The organism is Acinetobacter sp. ACIN00229 (assembly GCF_016106645.1).
GTDB lineage: Bacteria > Pseudomonadota > Gammaproteobacteria > Pseudomonadales > Moraxellaceae > Acinetobacter > Acinetobacter oleivorans.
On the sequence record NZ_JADWOM010000008.1, the window covers coordinates 126,858 to 148,828 of the forward strand.

At 39.7% G+C, this 21,971-nt stretch carries 25 protein-coding genes and 1 pseudogene; 12 read left to right on the plus strand and 14 right to left on the minus strand.

What is annotated here, in order from left to right:
* Positions 1 to 25: 25 nt before the first annotated feature.
* Complete coding sequence (locus I7H67_RS09390) at positions 26 to 1,096, minus strand: alpha/beta hydrolase (RefSeq protein WP_198307680.1); 1,071 nt, start codon at positions 1,094 to 1,096, stop codon at positions 26 to 28.
* 45 nt (positions 1,097 to 1,141) lie between these two features.
* Positions 1,142 to 1,618, minus strand: a complete 477-nt coding sequence (locus I7H67_RS09395) for a cyclophilin-like fold protein (protein ID WP_005304294.1) — start codon at positions 1,616 to 1,618, stop codon at positions 1,142 to 1,144.
* A gap of 285 nt (positions 1,619 to 1,903) precedes the next feature.
* Between I7H67_RS09395 and I7H67_RS09400 the strand changes: the two genes are divergently transcribed.
* Positions 1,904 to 2,794, plus strand: coding sequence for a LysR family transcriptional regulator (locus tag I7H67_RS09400; RefSeq protein ID WP_005304296.1), 891 nt, complete (start codon positions 1,904 to 1,906; stop codon positions 2,792 to 2,794).
* Here I7H67_RS09400 and I7H67_RS09405 read toward each other — a convergent pair.
* Complete coding sequence (locus I7H67_RS09405) at positions 2,772 to 3,977, minus strand: MFS transporter (RefSeq protein WP_198307681.1); 1,206 nt, start codon at positions 3,975 to 3,977, stop codon at positions 2,772 to 2,774. The two genes, I7H67_RS09400 and I7H67_RS09405, sit on opposite strands and share 23 nt — an antisense overlap.
* A gap of 263 nt (positions 3,978 to 4,240) precedes the next feature.
* Between I7H67_RS09405 and I7H67_RS09410 the strand changes: the two genes are divergently transcribed.
* Positions 4,241 to 4,525 carry a GNAT family N-acetyltransferase gene (locus I7H67_RS09410; RefSeq protein ID WP_198307682.1) on the plus strand — a complete coding sequence of 95 codons (285 nt, stop codon included), beginning with the start codon at positions 4,241 to 4,243 and terminating at the stop codon, positions 4,523 to 4,525.
* Between the two features lie 109 nt (positions 4,526 to 4,634).
* Here the strand turns inward: I7H67_RS09410 and I7H67_RS09415 are convergent, their stop codons facing one another.
* Positions 4,635 to 4,748 carry a hypothetical protein gene (locus I7H67_RS09415; RefSeq protein ID WP_078220651.1) on the minus strand — a complete coding sequence of 38 codons (114 nt, stop codon included), beginning with the start codon at positions 4,746 to 4,748 and terminating at the stop codon, positions 4,635 to 4,637.
* Between the two features lie 63 nt (positions 4,749 to 4,811).
* On the opposite strand from I7H67_RS09415, the gene I7H67_RS09420 reads away from it, so the two are divergent.
* The 5 genes from I7H67_RS09420 to I7H67_RS09440 all read left to right on the plus strand — a co-directional run bounded on the left by I7H67_RS09420 (position 4,812) and on the right by I7H67_RS09440 (position 8,700).
* Entirely contained in the window at positions 4,812 to 5,471 is a 660-nt protein-coding gene (locus I7H67_RS09420; RefSeq protein WP_002114214.1) for an amino acid ABC transporter permease, read from the plus strand.
* Positions 5,461 to 6,126 carry an amino acid ABC transporter permease gene (locus I7H67_RS09425; protein WP_000418066.1) on the plus strand — a complete coding sequence of 222 codons (666 nt, stop codon included), beginning with the start codon at positions 5,461 to 5,463 and terminating at the stop codon, positions 6,124 to 6,126. The genes I7H67_RS09420 and I7H67_RS09425 overlap by 11 nt, the downstream gene beginning before the upstream one ends.
* Before the next feature lie 2 nt (positions 6,127 to 6,128).
* Positions 6,129 to 6,860 carry an amino acid ABC transporter ATP-binding protein gene (locus tag I7H67_RS09430; protein WP_001130360.1) on the plus strand — a complete coding sequence of 244 codons (732 nt, stop codon included), beginning with the start codon at positions 6,129 to 6,131 and terminating at the stop codon, positions 6,858 to 6,860.
* A 30-nt stretch (positions 6,861 to 6,890) separates the two neighbouring features.
* A complete protein-coding gene (locus I7H67_RS09435; protein ID WP_005304306.1) occupies positions 6,891 to 7,751 on the plus strand; it encodes a transporter substrate-binding domain-containing protein in 861 nt (286 codons plus the stop codon).
* 82 nt (positions 7,752 to 7,833) lie between these two features.
* A complete protein-coding gene (locus I7H67_RS09440) occupies positions 7,834 to 8,700 on the plus strand; it encodes a cysteine ABC transporter substrate-binding protein (RefSeq protein ID WP_000209985.1) in 867 nt (288 codons plus the stop codon).
* Between the two features lie 50 nt (positions 8,701 to 8,750).
* On the opposite strand, the pseudogene I7H67_RS19675 reads toward I7H67_RS09440, so the two are convergent.
* Positions 8,751 to 8,871 (minus strand): annotated as a pseudogene (locus I7H67_RS19675) (hypothetical protein).
* Between the two features lie 76 nt (positions 8,872 to 8,947).
* A complete protein-coding gene (locus I7H67_RS09445; RefSeq protein WP_198307683.1) occupies positions 8,948 to 9,883 on the minus strand; it encodes a LysR family transcriptional regulator in 936 nt (311 codons plus the stop codon).
* A 90-nt stretch (positions 9,884 to 9,973) separates the two neighbouring features.
* Between I7H67_RS09445 and I7H67_RS09450 the strand changes: the two genes are divergently transcribed.
* Both I7H67_RS09450 and I7H67_RS09455 read left to right on the plus strand, forming a co-directional pair.
* On the plus strand, positions 9,974 to 10,615 hold the full coding sequence (locus tag I7H67_RS09450; RefSeq protein WP_198307684.1) for an alanyl-tRNA editing protein: 642 nt from the start codon (positions 9,974 to 9,976) through the stop codon (positions 10,613 to 10,615).
* Positions 10,616 to 11,254 (plus strand): LysE family translocator, encoded by a 639-nt coding sequence (locus I7H67_RS09455; RefSeq protein WP_198307685.1) that lies wholly within the window; start codon positions 10,616 to 10,618, stop codon positions 11,252 to 11,254.
* Positions 11,255 to 11,698: 444 nt separating this feature from the next.
* On the opposite strand, the gene I7H67_RS09460 is transcribed toward I7H67_RS09455, so the two are convergent.
* From I7H67_RS09460 to I7H67_RS09480, 5 genes are all read right to left on the minus strand, one after another.
* A complete protein-coding gene (locus tag I7H67_RS09460; protein ID WP_198307686.1) occupies positions 11,699 to 13,660 on the minus strand; it encodes a family 2A encapsulin nanocompartment cargo protein cysteine desulfurase in 1,962 nt (653 codons plus the stop codon).
* Positions 13,635 to 14,567: a family 2A encapsulin nanocompartment shell protein gene (locus I7H67_RS09465; protein ID WP_001107602.1), complete on the minus strand. Its 933-nt coding sequence runs from the start codon at positions 14,565 to 14,567 to the stop codon at positions 13,635 to 13,637. Before I7H67_RS09465 ends, I7H67_RS09460 begins: the two co-directional genes overlap by 26 nt.
* A 257-nt stretch (positions 14,568 to 14,824) precedes the next feature.
* A complete protein-coding gene (gene epsC, locus I7H67_RS09470) occupies positions 14,825 to 15,766 on the minus strand; it encodes a serine O-acetyltransferase EpsC (RefSeq protein WP_075382795.1) in 942 nt (313 codons plus the stop codon).
* Between the two features lie 18 nt (positions 15,767 to 15,784).
* Positions 15,785 to 16,294 (minus strand): rhodanese-like domain-containing protein, encoded by a 510-nt coding sequence (locus I7H67_RS09475; protein ID WP_005304325.1) that lies wholly within the window; start codon positions 16,292 to 16,294, stop codon positions 15,785 to 15,787.
* A gap of 236 nt (positions 16,295 to 16,530) precedes the next feature.
* The gene (locus I7H67_RS09480) at positions 16,531 to 17,268 is read right to left on the minus strand and encodes an SDR family oxidoreductase (protein WP_005304329.1); all 738 of its coding nucleotides are present in this window, start codon (positions 17,266 to 17,268) and stop codon (positions 16,531 to 16,533) included.
* Between the two features lie 125 nt (positions 17,269 to 17,393).
* On the opposite strand from I7H67_RS09480, the gene I7H67_RS09485 reads away from it, so the two are divergent.
* Positions 17,394 to 18,296, plus strand: a complete 903-nt coding sequence (locus I7H67_RS09485; RefSeq protein WP_111853683.1) for a LysR family transcriptional regulator — start codon at positions 17,394 to 17,396, stop codon at positions 18,294 to 18,296.
* A 60-nt stretch (positions 18,297 to 18,356) separates the two neighbouring features.
* Entirely contained in the window at positions 18,357 to 19,175 is an 819-nt protein-coding gene (locus tag I7H67_RS09490; protein ID WP_198307687.1) for an AraC family transcriptional regulator, read from the plus strand.
* A gap of 47 nt (positions 19,176 to 19,222) precedes the next feature.
* Here I7H67_RS09490 and I7H67_RS09495 read toward each other — a convergent pair whose 3' ends face one another.
* The gene (locus I7H67_RS09495; RefSeq protein WP_198307688.1) at positions 19,223 to 19,825 is read right to left on the minus strand and encodes a LysE family translocator; all 603 of its coding nucleotides are present in this window, start codon (positions 19,823 to 19,825) and stop codon (positions 19,223 to 19,225) included.
* A gap of 154 nt (positions 19,826 to 19,979) precedes the next feature.
* On the opposite strand from I7H67_RS09495, the gene I7H67_RS09500 reads away from it, so the two are divergent.
* Positions 19,980 to 20,387, plus strand: coding sequence for a DUF2000 domain-containing protein (locus tag I7H67_RS09500; protein WP_198307689.1), 408 nt, complete (start codon positions 19,980 to 19,982; stop codon positions 20,385 to 20,387).
* A gap of 66 nt (positions 20,388 to 20,453) precedes the next feature.
* Here the strand turns inward: I7H67_RS09500 and yghU are convergent, their stop codons facing one another.
* Together yghU and yfcF are read right to left on the minus strand one after the other, a co-directional pair.
* Complete coding sequence (gene yghU, locus I7H67_RS09505; RefSeq protein WP_198307690.1) at positions 20,454 to 21,302, minus strand: glutathione-dependent disulfide-bond oxidoreductase; 849 nt, start codon at positions 21,300 to 21,302, stop codon at positions 20,454 to 20,456.
* A 33-nt stretch (positions 21,303 to 21,335) separates the two neighbouring features.
* Complete coding sequence (yfcF, locus tag I7H67_RS09510; RefSeq protein WP_198307691.1) at positions 21,336 to 21,962, minus strand: glutathione transferase; 627 nt, start codon at positions 21,960 to 21,962, stop codon at positions 21,336 to 21,338.
* Positions 21,963 to 21,971 lie beyond the last annotated feature (9 nt).

The window sequence follows — 21,971 nt, forward strand, 5'->3', positions numbered from 1 at the left end:
CCGTATTGAGCCTCTATCATCTGTATTACTTCAAGTTTTGTTTAAAGAAACTGGTTAATTTATTAAATGGAATGAGATCGACCCGATCGTATAAATCAACATGTCCCGCACCTTTAACATAGTAAAGTTCTTTAGGTTGGCCTGCGAGTTTATAAGCTTCTTCACTAAACTCTTTTGAATGAGCTTGATCACCTGTAATAAACAGCATTGGGCGTGGTGAGATGGTTTCAATATCGTTAAATGGATAGAAGTTTAAAAATTTGACATTACTTGTTAGTGTTGGATGCGTTGTAAGGTCTTGTGATGAACCTTTAGGCGTATATTCTCCGCGTGGAGTACGATAAAAGTCGTAAAATTCACGTTGAATAGGGTGTGTATCTGCTGTTAGCTCATGCGTAGTTCCGCTGGTATATTTGGTTTCACCACCTTTAAACTCAACATAACGCTGTGCAGCGGCTTCTGCAATAATTTGTTTTCTTTGTTCTAGGGTTTGTGAGTGACGTAAGCCATTGCGGTTTGCTGCACCCATGTCGTACATACTTACAGTGGCAATAGCTTTTAAACGCGGATCAATTTTTGCTGCACTAATGACAAAGCTCCCGCTTCCACAAATACCCAGTACACCAATATTATTAGGGTCAATGAAAGATTGTGTTCCCAAATAATCTACAGCGGCACTAAACGCTTCTGCATAAATGTCTGGTGCAACCACATTTCTTGGTTGGCCCGCGCTTTCGCCCCAAAATGATTGATCAATTGCTAAGGTCACAAAACCTTGTTCAGCCAGTTTTTGTGCATAAAGCATAGAGCTTTGCTCTTTTACAGCCCCCATAGGGTGACCAATTACAATTGCAGAGGCTTTAGTCTTTTTATTCAAATTTTTGGGAATAACCAGATTGCCGACAATATCCATGTTGTATTGATTTTTAAAAGTCACTTTTTGAATAGTCACTTGCTGACTTTGATAAAAGTTATTCGCACCATTAGACATATCGGCCGCCATAGCTGAAGTTGAAGAAAATAGACCAATAGTTGCTGCACAAATTGCAGCCGCCGTATGGGTTTTAAGCTTTTTAAATAAGGGAGATGTACTCATAAATACCTCAATTTAAACAATGTGAATGGTTGAGTAGGTGCATGCTTATTTGATTTGTGAAATTGAAATTTTGATGGGTTGTTTTTGCTTGAATGCTTGGGGAATAGCATCTAGTTTTCCAAGAAAAATGAGGCCATTGGCATAACCAACATGAGAATCTTTATAGAAAAAAGCTAGATTACCCCAAGGAGCATAATAGGTAAGATCACCTGCTTTTCCGGCATATCCATGAGGCGCGTTTTGTGTAGTTAGCTTGGTGGGTAGATCAGCTATTTTTTCAGTGGAGTCATAATCTTTAAGTATTAATGTCAAAGGAAGCTGCTTGGCAAAATCTTCAACAGTAGGTGACATGGCTAATGTGGCAAATAGCGGTTGCTGTGTTCCATCAATATCAATACGGATTTTCATCATTGATCCCCTTTGTTGATTTTTACCTTGAGGCTTTATTGCATAAGAAGCGGAAGTCACTGAGAACAAAACACATAGGCTGACTAAGCCTTTAAAAAACTTATAACTAGCCATATCAATTCACCTCGCTTCTTTAAGAAAAAGCACATAAAAGCAATGAAGCTATTTATTCTTTAACGTAAAGATATGAGTGGAATTTATTAATTTTTTACAATAATAAAATGACTCATAATAATCGCCTCAGTTTAATTAAATCTTCATATTTACTGCTTGATAGGGATTTTAACGAATCTTCTTTTTAATAATTAGTCTAAAAAACAAACATGGACTTATGAGTAATATTCATGAATAGTTTTATCCTTTATAATGAGGTTGACTCCCCAATAAGAGATAAAGCAGATGATAAATAAAGAAAACTATAATGATCTTTATGCTTTTTTAATGGTGGCAAGAGAGGGTAGTTTTACTAAAGCCGCAGGGAAAATGGGAATTTCACAATCTGCGCTAAGCCATACGATTCGGGGTTTAGAAGAACGTTTGGGAATGTTGCTCCTGACCAGAACCACTCGTAGTGTTTCACCTACAGCAGCAGGCGAAAGGTTGAAACAAACGATTAGTGCTAGTTTTGACCAAATCGATAATGAATTATCCCTTTTAACTTCATTTCGAGACCAACCCGCTGGTACGGTTCGGATTAATGCTAGTAGCCATGCGATACGGGAAGTGCTGATTCCAAAACTTAAAAAGATTGCGGGTGATTACCCAGATGTGCAAGTTGAACTAACTGCCAATAGTGGGATGGTCGATATTGTGGCAGAGCGCTTTGATGCAGGCGTTCGTTTCGGAAGTCGCGTAGCTGATGGCATGATTGCAGTACGTATTAGTCCAGATGTCAAAATGGCGGTAATAGCAACACCAGCATATTTTGAACAATATGGAATTCCTAATACTCCTAAAGATTTGGTAAATTATCAATGTATTGGCTATCGTTTAACCACCCAAGGCAGCGTGTATGCGTGGGAATTTGTGAAAGATGGTCAAGAGACAAAAATCAAAATTCAGGGGCAATGGATATTTAATGAAAGCTACGATATCGTCGAGGCGGTTAGAGCTGGATTTGGACTTGCTTATATTCCCGAAGATTTGATTCGAGAAGATTTAAAAGAGGGGAAGCTGATTCAAGTTTTGGAAGAGTACAGTATCCAGTTTCCTGGATACCATTTGTACTATCCACATCGAAGACAACTTTCACCTGCGTTACGGTTGGTTATTGATGTGCTACGTGAATAGCATTTCGCCATGTGAGAAAAGCAGTAATCGCGCCTAATAGCAAAATAGTTGCGCTTATATAGAACGTGGCACTATAGCCATGTGAGTCATATAATAATCCACCTATAGTTGCACCTAGAGTAATTGCAAATTGAATAATCGCAACCATCAAACCACCACCAATTTCGGCATCTTGATGTAGTGTTTGGGCAAGCCATGTATTCCATACAACAGGTGCCGACGTTCCAATAAAGCCCCATAAACCCATAAATATGGCAACAAACCATAAATGCTCACCACCTAGCACAAAAGCTCCAGCAATCAATGCCATGATGAATGGAATAAGAATCAGATAACGATAAACATGTTGGTGCAGGATTAAACTAATTACAAATGTACCCACTAAACCTGCTAAACCCAATATTAATAATAAAATGGATAGCATTGTCGCATCGACATGAGTAACGGTTTCTAGAAATGGGCGTAGATAGGTAAATAGCGCAAATTGGCCCATAAAGAGTAATAAAATTCCGGTCATCCCATAAAGTACAATTGGGCGTTTTAGTAAACCAAATGGATTTTTAGATTTCTCAACTGACAATATTGCTGGAAGAGAGGGCATACTTTTAAATTGCCAAATAAGTGCAACAATCGCGATAGGAACAATACAGAAAAAAGCACCACGCCAGCCAATAATTGAACCCAAAAAACTTCCTAATGGTGCTGCAATTGTGGTGGCTAGAGCATTTCCGCCATTTAATAAACCGAGTGCTTTAGGTACTGAAAGCGGAGGAACGAGTCGCATGACAATTGATGTCGACATTGCCCAAAAACCACCAATAACTACGCCTAAGATTGCACGACCCAACATAAACAAAGCCGCAGAATAGGCAGATGTAATGACTATGCCAGAGACAATCATCAGTAGGGTGAGTAATAAAATGATATGACGTCGATCCCATGCCTTAAATACACGACTAATAGACAGGCTGGTCATCACAGCAAAAATACCAGAAATTGCGATTGCTTGACCCACTTGGCCTTCACTCATATTTAAATCTAAAGAGATGGGGGTAAGTAAACTTACGGGCATGAACTCAGATGCAATTAATACTGCGCAGCAGAGCGACATTACAAAGACGGCACCCCAGGCAGGTATTGAATGTTCATAGGTGCTTTGCTCAATTTGATGAAAAGAAGACATAAAAGTTCCAATCTCAAAACCATTGAATTTTCATAAATGAAATGAATAAAATCTGGTCGCAGAGCTTAACAACAATGATTTGAGAGGATTAGACGCTGAATTACGAATAGAATTATGAATTTTATGCATGAATTGTATTTAAAAAGCATACAGACTCGCTGCTAAAAACAGGCTATTTTTTTACACTTAGATTTGTTCTTATAGATAAAGATTATACAAAGTCATTTCTAAATAGATATGAGTCGTAATACGAGGAATTCATTGTGAATATTCAACAAAAAGATGATACAAAACACGGCAGCTTTAGCTTACTTGATGGTGAAATCGTTGCAGGTGAAATGACTTATACATGGGCAGGCGAGAGCATGCTAATTATTGATGCTACAGATGTGAATGAAAATTATCGTGGACAAGGTGTAGGTCGCCAATTACTTGATGCCTTGGTGGCTTTTGTTCGTGAAAAAGATGTAAAAGTAATTCCGCTTTGCCCATATGCTAAATCGGTTTTTGATAAAGACCCAAGCATTGGCGATGTACTTAGAAAGTAAGCAATAGATTAAAAATCATTTAATAAAAAATCGGGTCTTGGTGTCCGATTTTTTTTATTGGTTTTATTATTCATCTTTATTTTAGTGAATATGTTTTGAGCGGTTGTATTCATCTGATTTGAAGGTTTTCAATTGCCAGATCGAATTTATCAAACTTATAGAAAAGCTTATCTAATAAAAATAGTTTTAGACCAATTGGGAAAAAAATAAACTCGTTGCACAAATATTTAATAGCTGACGAAAGCTAAATATTTATAACGTTTTAATATTATTTTTGGAATTTTCCTTGAACTGGCAGTATATCCATAGTGTGTTGCCGCAATTTTTCTCTGCAACTTTGACCACGCTGAAAATTTCAATTATCAGCATTATTTTGGCAATTATTGTGGGGCTAATTTGCAGCATTTTAATCACATATCGCGTGCGGGTGCTAAATAGAATTGCCCAGTTCTATATTGAGTTATCTCGAAATACCCCTTTATTAATTCAACTGTTCTTTTTGTATTACGGTTTGCCAAAACTCGGTATCAAAATCGATGGTTTTGCCTGTGGTGTGATCGGACTGACCTTTTTAGGCGGAAGCTATATGGCTGAAGCTTTCCGAGCGGGTTTGCAGTCTGTTGCAAAAGGGCAGATTGACTCTGCAAAAAGTATTGGTCTACAACCAATTCAAATTTTTAGATATGTCATTTTTCCTCAAGCACTGGCTATTTCAATTCCGGCAATAGGGGCAAATTGTCTATTTCTAATTAAAGAAAGTTCTGTGGTCAGTGCAATTGCTGTTGTTGAACTGCTTTTTGTCACCAAAGACTTAATTGGCATGGACTATAAAACCACCGAAGCTTTGTTCTTACTCATCATGGCTTATCTGATTATTTTATTGCCCGTGTCTATTTTAACCAGCTATCTGGAGCACAGAAGTCGGAAGGTGAGCCATGGAACTTGATTATCTATTTCAAGCGAGTCACCTCGAACGTTTAATGTGGGGACTTTGGGCAACTGCAAAAATTGCATTTATTTCAGTGTTTTTCTCTGCAATTTTCGGCACAGTTTTCGGCGTCATTATGACCTCTAAAAATATAGTCGTTAAAGCACTGTGCCGCCTGTACTTAGAAGCCATTCGAATCATTCCAATTTTAGTTTTGCTGTTTGTGTTTTATTTCGGCTTTGCGACATGGTTTAACTGGCAGTTTTCAGCAATGTGGGTCTGCGTTGTTGTATTTGTTTTATGGGGTACGGCAGAAATGGGCGATTTGGTTCGTGCAGCCATTACCTCAATTGATCAGCATCAACGCGATTCGGCCTATGCCCTCGGACTAACTCATGTTCAAGCTTTGATCTACGTCATTTTTCCGCAAAGTCTAAAACGAGTAACACCAGGCGCGATTAACTTATTTACCCGAATGGTGAAAACCAGCTCTTTGGCAGTCCTGATTGGTGTGGTTGAGGTCATTAAAGTTGGCCAGCAAATTATTGAAAATTCGCTGTTGACCGTGCCGAGCGCTTCTCTTTGGATTTATGGTTTTATTTTTATTTTGTATTTTCTGATTTGCTATCCCTTATCTCGTTTGGCGGCACATTTAGAAAAGGTCTGGGAGTAATTATGCCTTTGTTATCGATACAACAATTACAGAAATCATTTGCACAAAGTCATATTTTACAGGGCATTGATCTAGATGTAGAACAAGGAGAGGTGGTTGTTATTTTAGGCCCATCGGGCTGCGGTAAAAGTACCTTATTGCGTTGTATTAACGGCTTAGAACCGATTCAGGGCGGTGAAATCCGTTTAACTGGTTCAGGTGTGCTTGGTAAAGATGTGGACTGGACTAATGCTCGTCAAAAAATTGGCATGGTTTTTCAGAACTATGAGCTATTTGGGCATATGAACGTTATTGACAACATTTTGCTCGGGCCACTTAAAGTACAAAAACGCCATCGTGATGAAGCAGAACAAGTAGCGGATGAGTTGTTAAAGCGCGTCGGACTATTTGAGCGAAAACTTGATTATCCACGACAGCTTTCAGGCGGACAAAAACAACGTATCGCTATTGTGCGTTCATTGGTCATGCAACCTAAAGTCATTTTACTTGATGAAATTACTGCTGCGCTTGATCCGGAAATGGTCAGAGAAGTGCTTGATGTGGTACTCAAGTTGGCGAATGAAGGAATGACCATGCTGATTGTGACACATGAGATGTCCTTTGCACGCAAGGTTGCCGACCGCATTATTTTTATGGATAAGGGCAAGATTATTGAACAGGCTTCACCAGAAGAATTTTTTGAACAGCCAAAAACAGAACGAGCGAAAGCCTTCTTAAATATTTTGTCGTACTAAATTTTTATTATTTGAATCATGAGGAAGTGAATGTTTAAACGTAATTCAATAAAAATATTAAGCAGTCTTGCCGTTGCTGGGGTGTTGTTAACTGCATGTAGTAAAACGCCATCAACTGAACAGGCAAGTAATGCTCAAGAAGACCACTCTTTAGAACAAGTCAAAAAAAATGGGGTTCTACGCGTTGCGGTTTTTGCCGATGATCCGCCATTTGGTTATGTAGATAGTGCAGGTAATAATCAGGGCTTTGATGTGGCTTTAGCAAAACGAGTGACCAAAGACTTGCTTGGCGATGAAAAGAAAGTTGAGTTTATTGTGACTGAAGCTTCAAATCGGGTGGAGTTTTTAAAATCGAATCGCGCTGATGTTGTATTTGCGACGTTTACAGTAACGCCAGAACGTAAAGAGGTTGTCGATTTTGCCGAGCCTTATTTAAAAGGTGCTTTTGGTATTGTCTCGCCTAAAGCCAAGCCGATTACTGACATTGCCCAATTAGAAGGTAAGACCTTAATTGTAAATAAAGGCACAAGTTCAGATACCTACTTTACCAAGCATTATCCAAAAGTAAATTTACTTAAGTTTGAAAGAAATTCGGATGCCTTCAAAGCTTTAACCGACGGTCGTGGTGACGCGATTTCACAAGATAGTACTTATGCTTTAGCGTGGGCAGCGAAGAACCCGAGTTATGTGGCCGGTATTCAGTCTATTGGGGATCAAGAGTTTATTGCACCAGCAGTTAAAAAGGGCAATACCCAACTATTGAATTGGCTCAATACTGAAATTAAGCAACTCAGAACAAGTGGTGAAATTAATAAAATTTATGATGAAACCTTGAAACCAATTTACGGTGACTCGGTCAATCCGAATGTGTTTTTAGATGTAGGCCAATAATTTTCAATATCGCTAGAGCAGTGCCTAAAAGTAGGCGCTGCGATTTTAAATAAGACTTTTACAAGAACGATAGGGTGAAATAATGACAACATTAACATTTCAAAACGTGAAGCATATTTTAGCTGCGTCTTTACTGAGTTTAGGTTTAGTTGCATGTGACAAAGGAACTCAGTCTACTGAAAAAACGGCAGATACGACACAAACTGTGTCGAGTATTGAACAGATCAAAAAGAATGGCGTGGTACGAATTGGCGTATTTAGTGATAAACCGCCGTTTGGATATTTAGATGCTCAAGGTAAAAATCAGGGCTTTGATGTAGAGATTGCTAAGCATGTCGCGAAAGATCTGCTGGGTGATGAAAACAAAGTTGAGTTTGTTTTAACTGAAGCGGCTAACCGTGTCGAATACTTAAAAGCCAATAAAGTGGATATTATTTTTGCCAACTTTACCGTTACGCCAGAGCGTAAAGAAGTGGTCGATTTTGCTAAACCTTATTTAAAAGTTGCGTTAGGGGTGGTTTCTCCTAAAAGTCATCCGATTACCGATGTGGCTCAACTGAAAGATAAAACTTTATTGGTAAACAAAGGTACAACAGCTGATTCATTCTTCACCAAGACTCACCCTGAAATTAAGTTACAAAAGTATGAGCAAAACACAGAAACTTTCGATGCTTTAAAAGATGGTCGTGGTGCTGCTTTGGCACATGATAACTTGCTGGTTTTAGCTTGGGCTAAAGAAAATCCAAATTACACTGTTGGCATTACCAATTTAGGTGAGCAGGACTTAATTGCACCAGCAGTGAAAAAAGGCGATAAAGAGTTATTGGACTGGTTGAACCAAGATTTAGAGAAACTGGCTAAAGAAGGCGTGATTCATCAGGCTTATGAAAAAACTTTAAAACCAGTCTATGGCGATACGATTAATCCAAAAGATTTATTGGTTGAGTAGTTTTACTCATAGCCCTTAATGACTAGGATTCTAGATAGTATTTGCTTGAGTTACGATTCATCTACAGCCTGCCCATAATTTATAAAGATAATGTTTTTGCAATATTTTTTTATAGATGTAAACAGTGGTCAGGTTCTGTAGATGAGAAAGTTTTTTGGTTACTTTGTTCAAAAAAAGTAACAGAATTAACTGCTTACTTTAGAGATTTAAAGGTAGGATTCCTTCGTGCTAATTCCTTGATTCTATATTACTTTAACTTAAATAAAGTCGGCTCTGCTGCTAATTTATCTGCCAAATATTGAATCAATACACTTAATTTAGGCGGGACATGCCTTGTCGGTGGATAAAGTAACCACAGCCCACCACTGTAATAGGTTTTAAAATACCAATCTGGTAAAACCTGAACTAAGGTACCTTGTTGTAGCGCATGGCGTGCAACAAAGTATGGCAAGCTCGCAATACCAAAATGCTGTAATGCGGCACTCAAACGCACACCTGTATGGTTTGCAGCATAACGCCCACGCACAGCAACACTTATCGATTTATTTCCTTGTTGAAATTTCCATTTTGAGTCACTGGCTTGTTCGCCCAAGTAAATACATTCATGCTGCTTTAAATCATGAGGGTGGTTCGGAGTATCATACTTTGCCAAATATTCAGGTGTAGCACAAACCAAGTGATCAATATCAATCAGCTTTCGACCCATAAGGCCACCCGGTGGTTGCTCTGTAATTCGAAGTGCTAAATCGACTCCATCATCAATCAGGTCGACATAACGATCTTCTAAAAGCATTTGAATATCAATTTTCGGGTAGCGTTCTAAAAATTCGGGTAAATGTGGATGGATCATAAAATGTCCCACAGCTTTCGGAACACTCATACGAATAATACCTTCTGGCTCGACATGAAATTGGCCCGAACTTTCCATGACCGCTTGCGCAGCATTCACCATATCTAAACAACGTTGATAGACCTGTTGTCCACTTTCACTTAAACGAAGTTTCCGTGTAGTCCGATAGAGTAAGCGGGTACCTAAAGCACGTTCTAAACGGGCAATTGCGCGGCTCACAGCAGAAGGTGTTGTACCAAGCTGGCGTGCAGTTTCAGAAAAGCTTTCCGACTCGACAACCTTAACGAAAGTCGCCATTTCATTTAATAGAACCAGACTTTGATTTGTGCTCATGAGGCAAAAGTTATTTGGATTTTGATTGGATTATCGCGTCTAAAAAATCGCAATACAATCTTTTTCATCTCAAGGTATGTGTAGAAAAGTATGACGCAAGCATTGTATTTAACAGGTGTTCTTGCCGCTGAAGTTGAAGTTTTAGAATGTACCTCATGTGAAGATGGGCGTTTTACCATACGTTTATCGGCAACACCATTTCACCCTCAAGGTGGTGGTCAACCTAGCGATAAGGGAAAAATTGCAGAAGTTGAAGTAGTGCATGTGGCAATTGAACAAGGGGAAATTATTCATTACAGCTCTCAACCTGTTGTGTTGGGAGCGGCATTAGCAAAGGTGGATTTAAATACGCGCAATTATCATAGCCGATTACATTCGGCTGGACATCTCATTGCAAATGTAATGCATCTATTTGGCTGGCAAGCTATAAAAGCTCAGCACTGGCCTAGCGATGCTCGTGTTCAGTTTATTCCTTTAGATACAGCCCAACAGTTAGATGGTGAAACTCTTCAGCAGCAATGTTCTCACTATATTCAAGCTAATTTACCAACCCATCTTCATCAACATGCTGATGGCTTTCGTGAAATTAGTTTTGGTGAGTTTCCTGCATTTCCTTGTGGCGGAACGCATGTCACGGCATTAGGAGATATTGGTTCTATAGAAATTCAGTCTTATCAGTTTAAGAAGGGAAAGCTCAGTATTAACTATAACGTTGCCGAGGAGGTTGCATAAATGTGGCAGTTGTATGGACATGAGTTTTTAACGCTAGCTCTTATTCACTTTATGGCGGTGATTTTACCGGGACCAGATTTTGTGATTACGGTAAGACAAAGTGTACGTTATGGCTACTTAATTGGATGTCTAACCGCAATTGGTATTGGAGTCGGGATTTCAGTGCATGTGTTTTATACACTGGTTGGTATTGGCTTTTTGATTCAACAAAGTGAATGGCTGATGTCACTTATCAGAACAGCAGGGGCAGCTTACTTAGTGTATTTTGGATGGCAGTGTTTACGTAGCCAGCCGAATACCAATATTGAGATTAATGGCCAAGCAGACAGTGACACGCCGAGTTTATTTAAAGCGTTTACCATGGGTTTTCTTACCAATGCGTTAAACCCAAAAGCCACTATCTTTTTTCTGGCAATTTTTACGACGATTGTAAGTACGGCCACACCGATGAAAGTTCAGGTTTTTTATGGGGTATGGATGTGTATGGTCAATGCCATCTGGTTTATGGTAGTGAGTGTGCTGTTTGCTCAGCCTATTGTACGTAAAAGGTTTTTGGAGTTCGGGGTTTATTTTGAGCGGGTGATGGGAGTTTTATTAATTGGGATTGCATTGAGATTGATTTGGGGATTGTTTGTTTAAGTTGCTTTTATTTATAAGTGGATGGGATAGCACGGCGGAGTTCATACCTGTATTCGCTCGTGCTAAATTTCATCCACAGCCTGCCCATAATTTATAAAGATAATGTATTTGCATTATTTTTTGAAAAATGAAAGCAGAGAACAGGTTCTTTGGATGAGAAAGTTTTTGGTTACTTTTAAAAAAAGTAACAGAATTAGCTACTTTCTTTGGAGGCAAAACGGTAAGACTCCGCCGTGATAATTACTTTAAATTGTCTAGAGTATTAATAACTCTTAGCTCGAGCCGAAGGCTAATCTAGGAATCGAAATTAAAATAATAAGACTCCGCCGTGATAACCGCTTTGACTTGTTACTTCTATATATAACTTTTGAGCTAAAGTAGCTTCAATAAATAATCCATAAAAAAGACCGCTCAAAAGCAGTCTTTTCTAGTCTAGAAATAGATTTAATTGCTGCGCCTATTACGCGTCAGTTGATGTAACACCGAAACCAATAAATCAATTTCTTCAGTTGTGTTATAAAAAGCCAAAGACGGACGCACCGTCTGTTCTACACCAAAACGACGTAAAATTGGCTGTGCACAGTGATGGCCAGAACGTACGGCAATACCATGCTGATTTAAAGCTTTACCGACTTGTTCAGTTGAATAGCCTTGTAAGGTAAAGGACATAACACTGGCTTTGTGATGTGCCGTTCCGATCAGACGTAAACCAGGCACACTGCTCAGTGCATTTTGACCATATTCGAGCAGATCATGTTCATAGCGAGCAATGTTATGAATGCCTAGACTTTCGACATATTCAAGCGCAGCACCCAAACCAACAGCATCGGCAATGTTTCCAGTTCCAGCTTCAAACTTGTTTGGTGCAGGTTGGTAAACTACTTGTTCGAAGGTCACATCCTGAATCATGTTACCGCCGCCTTCCCAAACAGGCATGCTTTCTAGCAGTTCTGGTTTTGCATATACCGCGCCAATGCCCGTCGGCCCAAACACTTTATGTCCAGAAAACACAAAAAAGTCTGCATCAAGGGCTTGTACATCGGTTGGGATGTGCGAAACAGATTGTGCACCGTCAACTAAAACACGTACACCTTTGGCATGGGCAATTTTAATGACTTCAGCAACAGGTGTGACTGTTCCTAAAGCATTCGAAACTTGAGTAATCGACAGCAGTTTAGTGCGTTCATTAATCAGTTTTGGCAACTCTTCTAAAATAATCTGGCCCGTGTCATCCACAGGAATGACTCTTAATTTTGCTCCAGTTTTTTTAGTGAGTTGATACCAAGGCACAATATTGGCATGGTGTTCTAAGTGAGAAACAATAATTTCATCACCTTCACCAATATTTTGCTCACCCCATGTTTTTGCAATCAGGTTAATGCCTTCGGTTGTTCCTCGAACAAAGATAATTTCTTTAGAAGAGGGTGCACCAATAAATCGGGCAACTACATTTCTTGCATGTTCATAGGCATCGGTTGCACGAGCCGCTAACTCATGTGCAGCACGGTGAATGTTTGAGTTTTCATGCTGATAAAAATAAGCAATCCGGTCAATCACGCGCTGCGGTTTTTGTGTAGTGGCAGCATTATCCAACCAGACCAGAGGTCGGCCATTGACGCGTTCCTGTAAAATTGGGAAATCGCGACGTATGGCATGCACATCGAGTGGTTGAGCACTACTTGCTACAAAAGTGGGTTGCGATGGTTGATAGTGACTATAACTTTGTCCACTTTGAGGCAAGTCTAAAAAATAAAATGCAGAGCTTGCCGAACTTTGGGGAGGCGTGTTCGTTGCAAAACGATCTTCAGTTAGCAATGATTTCAGCTGGTCACCATGTGGCAATTGAAAAGACTGTGCAACCGAATAATTATCTTCAACACCTTTAACAGATGGCTCTGCTGCATTTGGAGCAGAAAAATCATTTAAAAAATAATAAGGTGATTCACCTGCACCAGTAGGTAAGTTTGGTTCAATGCGTGGCACATTGGGTTCACTATGAGCAGCTTGTGGTAAATGTGGCTCAAATGGTGGGCGTGGTAAATTAGCTCCACCAACCACAGGCGCAGACGCTATAATTCGACGTTCAGGGTAGTCTGGCAAATTTGGAATATGCTCAGGAAATTCTGGATTGAGACTTTTCTGGAACGCGATATTGGGCGCACGACCACTGAGTGCAGAAAATGGTTCACCCGGTTGCGGTGGGTGAGGTGGCGCTCCGATAGGTAAGTCCAAGTTAAGGCCCGATGGAGAAGCTGAACTGCTTGAGCTTGGTAATGCTGAAAAAAACTCATTAGCAAGACGAGCAATGGTGGACTCATCAGGGAAGTTGGCTGGTGGGTTAACACCAGTCACTTCAGGCCCCGTTGGACTACCTTGCAGATTACTTGTAGTTAACTGGGTAGTCATGATATTTGTCCACCTCCACATCATCTAATACTGCCAATGCATCATCAGTGAGTACTGCAAGTGAGCAATATAACGAGATTAGATACGACGCAATCGCGTTACGGTTGATTCCCATAAAGCGTACTGAAAGCCCTGGTGACTGTTCACCAGCAAGACCTGGTTGGAATAAACCAACAATCCCTTGACGCTTTTCACCAACACGAAGCAGCAAGATTTTAGTTTTGCCATCTTCTACAGGAATTTTATTTGAGGGAATGAGTGGAATACCGCGCCATGTAATGAATTGCGAACCAAATAAGCTAACCGTTGGAGGTGGCACACCACGGCGTGTACATTCACGGCCAAATGCTGCAATGGCATCAGGATGCGCTAGGAAAAATCCCGGTTCTTTCCAGACTTTACGTAGCAAATCATCAAGATCATCTGGAGTAGGTGGGCCATTTAAAGTCGAAATACGTTGGTCATCTGTCACACTTGCCAGTAAACCGTATTCGGGGTTATTGATAAGCTCACTTTCTTGACGTTCTTTAATGGTTTCAATCGTTAAACGAAGCTGTTCTTTAATTTGGTCGTGTGGGCTGCTGTAAAGGTCAGCAACACGTGTATGTACATCTAAAACAGTAGATACACCATTTAAAAAGTATTCGCGTGGCTCTGGGTCATAATCAACAAAAGTTTGAGGTAAAGTTGCTTCATCACGTTGTGTGCAAGCGACTTGAATATCATCAGTATTATTTACACGGTTTAAGCGGTAGATACCTGCTTCAACAGGAAGCCATTGAAGTAAGTGAGTCAGCCATCTGGGAGTAATTGTAGAAAGTTGGGGAGCAGTTTTGGTTGCATTGGCCAGTTGACGGGCTGCGTGGTCCCCCAGCGCAAGTTGGGCTTTGTCAGTATTTTTCGCCATGAATCATTTTTCCTTATTACAGTGGCTTGGTTATAAAATGTTAAATTTTTAAATTATCGTGTTAACAGATTAGAATTAAATATTCGATTTTCAAAATATGAATAAGGTATAAATAAATGAACACAGTTCACTTATTATGAATAAGCATATGTTTATGAAAATTTAATATAAATAAGTAATAAACTGATTTATATATACCAAATTCATATTTTTAATATATTGGTTAAAACTCTTATATATAAAATTGTGAATACGATTTATTTAAATTCTGGATTTTTTTGATAAGCCTCCAGTGGTGACTGTAAAATCTGGCTTCCTGCAGGAATACTATGTGTAAGCCAGACATTTCCCCCAATAATGGACCCTCGACCAATCGTAATACGACCTAAAATAGTGGCACCTGCATAGATCACCACGTCGTCTTCAACAATTGGATGGCGTGTATAGTCTTTTTTCAAACCACCATCATCATTGGTTTCAAATCGTTTTGCTCCAAGGGTCACTGCCTGATAAATACGAACACGTTCCCCAATAACGCTAGTTTCACCAATCACTACACCTGTACCATGATCGATGAAGAATCCTTTACCGATTTTTGCACCCGGATGAATATCAATACCAGTTGCAGAATGCGCCAACTCGGAAATAATGCGAGACAATAAAGGCACTTGGGCATACAGTTGATGCGCTATTCGATGATGAATAATCGCAAATATGCCCGGATAGCAAAGTAATACCTCATCCACACTATGCGCCGCCGGATCGCCTTCATAAGCAGCACGCACATCGCCGTCTAAAAGACGTCGTATAGAGGGCAAGGTGTTGGCAAAATCCTGCACAATATTTTGAGCAAGTTCGTCTGGTTGTTGGACTGTGTTCGAATGACTCAAATGACGTTTTGCTTCATAGTTTAAAGCCAGTTGTACTTGAGCATGTAAGGCTGTGAGTACCCGATTTAAAGTATAGGCAATATAAGAATCTTCAGTTTCTTGACGTAAGTCAGCAGGGCCTAAACGCATTGGAAATAAAATTCCGCACAGGTCATCTAAAATGGCTTTTAACGCTTCTTTAGATGGAAGTTCACGGCCCCCAAATTCTTTGGTTCTGTGTTGCTGCTGACGCCAGTCATGCCTTGCTTGTTGTAAACCTTGTACAACAGCATTAATGTTCCATTGAGTCACAAGCTTTCCTTGATTCACTGAAAATTGATTAAAATATTAGTCTTGTTGCCAAGGAAGTTGATGGATGCGCCAGCCATTTTTTTGATTACGCTGTTGCTGATCATTTAGATCGCCTTCGAAGCCTTCAAGAACGTTATAAATATGCTCAAAACCAGCATTAAATGCGGCCTCGGCAGCTTGTGCTGAACGGTTGCCACTACGGCATAACAAAAGAATGGTTTTGTCTTTGCCAACTTTTGATTCGAGTTCTTTTAAAAAGCGTGGATTACGGTTAAACGATGTGCCTGTTGCCCAAGCGACATGAACACTTTCAGGAACATAACCTACAAATTTACGTTCTTCATTGGTACGCACATCAACTAAAACAGCTTCGCCTTGCTGTACGAGCTGCCATGCATCAGTAGGTGATAAACTGCCACTAAAATTAAGTTCATGGTCTTGTGCGTATTGCTGTGCTTTACTAAGAATAGTGTCTTTTGACAAAGATGTATTAGAACTCGAAGAGATAAAACCAGATGGGTTTTCTGTATTTAATTTGGCATTCATTTAAATAATTCCTTATCTTCGATTCAGATTGTTATTGTTCAATTTACGCGTTTTTAAATATAAGCAAAAATAAGTAATATCTATTTATATATATTTTTTTAATAAATAAGCAAGCTAAATATTTTATATAAAACAGTATTAATTAATCTTATAAAGTTCTTCTAATAATATGTTTAATGGATTTTAACATTTGGTAAAAACCATATGGATTATAATAATCCATATGGTTTTAAACATTAAGCAAATCCACCATTTACTCGAATGACTTGTGAATTTACCCACCGTCCATCTGGGCCAGCTAGCATGGCAACTACACTGGCAATTTCTTCAGGTGTTCCGATTCTTTCCAAGGGAGCGAGTTTTGCAATTGCTGCCACTTGCTCATCACTTTTTCCATTATAAAAAAGGTCTGTTCCTGTCGGGCCAGGCGCAACAGCATTTACAGTAATATTTCGGCCGCGTAACTCATTTGCTAATACATGTACTAAGCCTTCTACACCCGCTTTCGAGGCAATATAGGGACCATATAAAGGAAAAGATTTGGCAATTACACTCGTTGAAAGCGTAATAATTCGGCCACCATCTGGAACTGTTTCGGCCGCATGCGCCAAAATTAAAAACGCGCCACGTAAATTGGTATGAATTACTTTATCGAAGTCTGGCAGACCTTCAGGTGTAATTTTTGCCATAGGCATAATGCCTGCGCTATGAACCACAACTTCTAATTGACCGTTAATGGCTTTTGCTTCTTGAAACAAACGACTCACCTCATGTTCATTTGCAACGTCTGCTTGAATAGCAGAGGCTTGACCACCTTGCTCAATAATATGATCTACAGTTGCTTGGGCATGCACCTTATTGCCCGCATAGTTAACAATGACATAAAAACCATCTTGAGCTAAGCGTTCAGCAATAGCACGACCAATACCGCGTGATGCACCAGTAACAAGAGCTGTCTTTTTTGAAATATTCATTTTTAGATTGCCTGTTTGAGTAGGTATGGCTTATTTTAATAATATAGAAATATGGGATAAATCTTCATAATTGGATAAGATAATTCCATATTTATTAATAATAGATAGGGTTAAAAGCGAGCACCATGGATAAATTTGATACCTTGCAACTTTTTACCCGCATAGTAGAGCTGGGTAGTTTTAGTCAGGCAGCCGATCAGCTAAATATCCCACGCGCTACAGCAAGTAATGCCATTAAAGAGCTAGAGAATAATTTACAGTGTCGTTTGCTAGAGCGGACGACTCGGCATGTAAGACCATCACTAGATGGACAAGCATTTTATGAGCGTTGCACACAAATATTATCGGAGCTCGATGATGCCGAATCGTCCTTACGTAATGTAATTGCACAGCCCCGTGGTTTACTACGTGTTGATTTATCAGGCGCACATGCAACTAAAATTGTTTTACCCAATATCGACCAATTTCACGAGTTGTATCCCGACATTGAACTCGTAATTAGTACGGGTGATCGCTTGGTTGATCTGATTAGGGAAGGGATAGACTGTGTGGTGAGAGCAGGACGTTTGGATGATTCAACTTTAATTGCTAGACATTTGGTGGATATGCCACAAGTCATTTGTGCAAGTCCTGACTATCTAAATAAACATGGAACACCTCAGCAACCAGAGGATTTGTTATCACATTATTGTGTTAATTTCTTTTCGACATCAGGCGGGCGGAATTATCCATTTGAATTAATGGTGAATGGCAAGAAACAAGATTATTTTTTGAAAAGCTGGATCGCGGTAAATGATGCTGAAAACTATGTATTATCTGCTTTACGTGGGGCAGGTTTAATTCAGGTCCCGCGTTATCATGTAGCGAATGAGTTAAAAGACGGACAACTGGTTGAGGTTTTATCTGAATGGCAAATCCCGAAGATGTCAGTTTCTGCTTTATATCCGCAGCACAGGCAGCTCTCGCCACGCGTACGCGTTTTTGTCGCTTGGCTGAGTGAGTTATATACAGGCTATTTTTCAAAATAATGATAGCGTATAACGTATAGGTGGAATGCTCTCTAGCACATATAAAATTTTGGTGAATATGTGATTGAATTACCCAATGCAAATGATTGGATCGTCAGAAATTCTGACCCTAATAGTCTCGAACGAATTGAAGCCTTTTTTACCGATCATGCTTATGAGTCGCATCGCCACGATACTTTTGCCATTGGTCGAACATTAACCGGTGTTCAAAGCTTTCATTATCGTGGAGAGATGAAACATAGCCAGCCGGGTATGACGATGGTTTTACATCCTGATGAAAAACATGATGGAGAGTCAGGTAGTCGAGATGGTTTTAGATATCGGATGGTGTACGTAGAACCTGCAACCCTACAGGAAATTATGAAGGGGAAACCTTTACCATTTTTTGAAAATGGCTTGAGTCAGGATCCCCGTTTATTTAAGGCAACGGATGTTTTATTACAGGGGATGGATCAACATATTGATTCTTTAGAAAAACAAGATGCTTTATATGATCTGGCAACCACACTTTACGAAATTTCTGGTAATAATCAGCGTACCTCACATGCTTATGACTATGTCGCAGCGGAGCGCGCTAGAGAATTTATACATGCTTCTTTATATGAAAATATCTCTTTAGATGATATTGAAAAAAGTGTGGGACGAGACCGCTGGAGTCTTTCACGCGATTTTCGACTACTGTTTGGTACAAGTCCACATCGATATATGACTATGCGTAGGCTGGAAGTTGTGAAGTCCTGTTTGATGTATGGAGAGTCCTTAACTCAAGCTTCATTGATTGCAGGATTTTTTGATCAAAGCCATATGACACGTCATTTTTTAAAAGCATTTGGATTGACTCCAGCCCGATGGCGGATGATTAATAAGCTCTCTTCTTAAACAAGAGATTTAAAAGCCAGCCTGTTTAGGCTGACATAGACTTTATCTTAAATTAGGCTCATGCCTTTCAAAAAATCATAAAGCATAAATATGCCAGAAACGATTAGCATCAATCCCATGGCTTGGTTTATACGATTAAACCAGATTCTATTTTTAATTTTTTTACCTAACACTGTACCTGCCCAAGAGTAAAGGCAGGGCGCGCCAGCTGCGCCCAGTGAAATGAGCAATGATACCAAGAAGATTTGAACGCCAATGATATGTGCTGTCGGGTACATAATGGTTGTAACAGGCAGAATCACTAAAATTCCTTTTGGGTTTAAAGCTTGTATCCAGAAACCATTCGAGAATGAAAGTGCCTGAACTTCAGTGGCTTCGTCACTAATATCAATCTCTGACTTTAGCATTTGATATGAAAGGTAAAACGTATAACACGCGCCAAACAAAGCAATATAGTGCAAGGCATTTTGTGGAATGATCGCGGCACCAATATATCCAAAAATCATGAATAACATCAGCATTGCACAACCGACACCTATAAAAAAATAAATTGTTCTTTTGAATTGTCCGGTTAGCCCAGCGTTTAGTCCCATAACATTTACAGGACCGGGGCTATACATCACACTCAAGGTATAAAAAAAGATTTCCATAACGTATCTGCTGAAACAAAAACAACCCAGCATAGTGACTCGCAAATTTATGGTCTTGTACGTTTGTGATGGCTCCTGCACAAACGTACAAGACGAGAAAAATCTGAATGAGTCATGATGAGCGAGTTAAAGTTATGATTCAGGAAAGAGGTTTATGTTTGATACAAAAATTGCGCTGATTGTCCGTAATGATCTTGCGACGTGGCAGAGATTAAATGTGGTGGCTTTTTTGGCAACGGGGATTGCCTCTGCTGTACCTGAAATGTTGGGGAAACCTTATATCGATGCGAATGGCTATGAGTATGGCAACATGCTAGGGCAGCCGATGTTGGTATTTGAAGGGGATTTATCTGGAATGCAAAAAGCGCATCGCAAAGCAATTGAGCAAGATTTAACGATAATTCCCTATGTACACGCCATGTTTTCTACAGGAAATGATGAGGATAATCGGGCGGTTTTTTTAGCCGATGATGCAAATCAATTAAATTTGGTTGGGCTAGCGTTAAGAGGGCCTAAAAAGGCCGTTGATAAGGCAATTAAAGGATTTTCATTGCATCAATAAAATGTTATTGAAAGAATGATAAAACCCACTTTTTGAGCAAAAGTGGGTTTTATTTAAAAATGATGATTAAACTTTATCTTGAGTCTTGGTCTCAAAATCACTCGCATCATGGCGTTCATGCAACTGGGTAGCTAAATCACCAAAAGTACGGTTGACCATACGCCCGCGTTGAACCGCAGGGCGCGCTAAAATCGCATCTGCCCAACGTTGAACATTTTTATATTGATCGACACCTAAAAACTCCGCGCCGTTATACACCCAGTTTTTAACAAGACCACCATACCAAGGGAATGCTGCAATATCAGCGATGCTATATTCAGAACCTGCTAAATATTCATGCTTTGCTAAATGCTGATCTAACACGTCAAGCAATCGTTTTGTTTCCAAGGCGAAGCGGTTAACCGCATATTCAATTTTAACGGGTGCATAAGCATAAAAATGTCCAAAACCGCCACCTAGGTAAGGCGCGCTGCCCATTTGCCAGAATAACCAATTGAGACATTCAGTACGTGCAGCAATATCAGTTGGAATAAACGCTTTAAATTTTTCAGCCAAGTAAAGCAAAATTGAGCCAGATTCAAACACTCTTAATGGCGGATTTTGGCTATGGTCAACCAATGCTGGAATTTTAGAGTTTGGATTAACTTCTACAAAGCCACTGCCAAATTGCTGTCCTTCTCCGATTTTAATCAGCCATGCATCATATTCAGCATCTTGATGACCCAATGCTAAAAGCTCTTCTAGCAAAATAGTGACTTTTTGGCCATTAGGCGTTGCTAAAGAGTAGAGCTGGAGCGGATGTTTACCGACGGGAAGTGTATGCTCGTAACGCGCACCTGAAGTCGGTTGGTTTAAATCGGTTTTTTCTCCAGTCCATTGCCAAACTTGTGGAGGAATATAGTTTGAATCACTCATTTTTTATCTCGTGTTTGGTGTAAATATAAGGATTTATTTATGTCGCAAGGCAAGCCATTTTTGTACGGTCGGACGTTGCCATTGCTGTAATGCATAGTTTTTTAAACGTTCTGGTACAGCATCACCATTTTGAATAAGGCGTTGCAGCATCAGGGCAAGTTCAGCATCCACAATGCTCCATGAACCAAAAAGAAATTCGGCATCAGACGCAAGAAGTTTTTCTGCAACAAAGAAAAGTTTCTCCGCAGCTTTTTTGCCTTCTTCTGAAAGTGGAGTGGACTTGGGCTGAATAAAAATAACATCGGTTGGTCGTTCAGTTCTTAGTGCAACTAAGTCTGATCGGAGCCATGCCTGAATTTGTCTTGCTCTTGCGCGTGCTTGAATATCTTTTGGATAAATAGATGTGTTTGGATAAAGCTCTTCTAAATATTCCAAAATGGCAGAAGATTCTGATAAGGCAAAATCGTTATGCTCGAGTACAGGCACTTTGGCAGTTAGTGACTTTGCTACATAAAATTTTTCAAACTGGCCATGCTGGCCTAAGTTAATGGTCGCTATTTCAAATGGAATTTGTTTTTCATGTAGCCCTACAAAAACTGTAAACGCGTAGGGGCTTAGAAATTGTGAATCTGTGTACAGCTTAAAATGTTCATTATTCATTGTTATTGT

Excerpts from the sequence above, each read along its gene's own strand:
- I7H67_RS09390 (WP_198307680.1), bottom strand. The coding sequence starts at position 1,096 with ATGAGTACATCTCCCTTATTTAAAAAGCTTAAAACCCATACGGCGGCT.
- I7H67_RS09395 (WP_005304294.1), bottom strand. The coding sequence starts at position 1,618 with ATGGCTAGTTATAAGTTTTTTAAAGGCTTAGTCAGCCTATGTGTTTTG.
- I7H67_RS09400 (WP_005304296.1), top strand. The coding sequence starts at position 1,904 with ATGATAAATAAAGAAAACTATAATGATCTTTATGCTTTTTTAATGGTG.
- I7H67_RS09405 (WP_198307681.1), bottom strand. The coding sequence starts at position 3,977 with ATGTCTTCTTTTCATCAAATTGAGCAAAGCACCTATGAACATTCAATA.
- I7H67_RS09425 (WP_000418066.1), top strand. The coding sequence starts at position 5,461 with ATGGAACTTGATTATCTATTTCAAGCGAGTCACCTCGAACGTTTAATG.
- I7H67_RS09430 (WP_001130360.1), top strand. The coding sequence starts at position 6,129 with ATGCCTTTGTTATCGATACAACAATTACAGAAATCATTTGCACAAAGT.
- I7H67_RS09435 (WP_005304306.1), top strand. The coding sequence starts at position 6,891 with ATGTTTAAACGTAATTCAATAAAAATATTAAGCAGTCTTGCCGTTGCT.
- I7H67_RS09440 (WP_000209985.1), top strand. The coding sequence starts at position 7,834 with ATGACAACATTAACATTTCAAAACGTGAAGCATATTTTAGCTGCGTCT.
- I7H67_RS09445 (WP_198307683.1), bottom strand. The coding sequence starts at position 9,883 with ATGAGCACAAATCAAAGTCTGGTTCTATTAAATGAAATGGCGACTTTC.
- I7H67_RS09450 (WP_198307684.1), top strand. The coding sequence starts at position 9,974 with ATGACGCAAGCATTGTATTTAACAGGTGTTCTTGCCGCTGAAGTTGAA.
- I7H67_RS09455 (WP_198307685.1), top strand. The coding sequence starts at position 10,616 with ATGTGGCAGTTGTATGGACATGAGTTTTTAACGCTAGCTCTTATTCAC.
- I7H67_RS09460 (WP_198307686.1), bottom strand. The coding sequence starts at position 13,660 with ATGACTACCCAGTTAACTACAAGTAATCTGCAAGGTAGTCCAACGGGG.
- I7H67_RS09465 (WP_001107602.1), bottom strand. The coding sequence starts at position 14,567 with ATGGCGAAAAATACTGACAAAGCCCAACTTGCGCTGGGGGACCACGCA.
- I7H67_RS09475 (WP_005304325.1), bottom strand. The coding sequence starts at position 16,294 with ATGAATGCCAAATTAAATACAGAAAACCCATCTGGTTTTATCTCTTCG.
- I7H67_RS09480 (WP_005304329.1), bottom strand. The coding sequence starts at position 17,268 with ATGAATATTTCAAAAAAGACAGCTCTTGTTACTGGTGCATCACGCGGT.
- I7H67_RS09485 (WP_111853683.1), top strand. The coding sequence starts at position 17,394 with ATGGATAAATTTGATACCTTGCAACTTTTTACCCGCATAGTAGAGCTG.
- I7H67_RS09495 (WP_198307688.1), bottom strand. The coding sequence starts at position 19,825 with ATGGAAATCTTTTTTTATACCTTGAGTGTGATGTATAGCCCCGGTCCT.
- I7H67_RS09500 (WP_198307689.1), top strand. The coding sequence starts at position 19,980 with ATGTTTGATACAAAAATTGCGCTGATTGTCCGTAATGATCTTGCGACG.
- yghU (WP_198307690.1), bottom strand. The coding sequence starts at position 21,302 with ATGAGTGATTCAAACTATATTCCTCCACAAGTTTGGCAATGGACTGGA.
- yfcF (WP_198307691.1), bottom strand. The coding sequence starts at position 21,962 with ATGAATAATGAACATTTTAAGCTGTACACAGATTCACAATTTCTAAGC.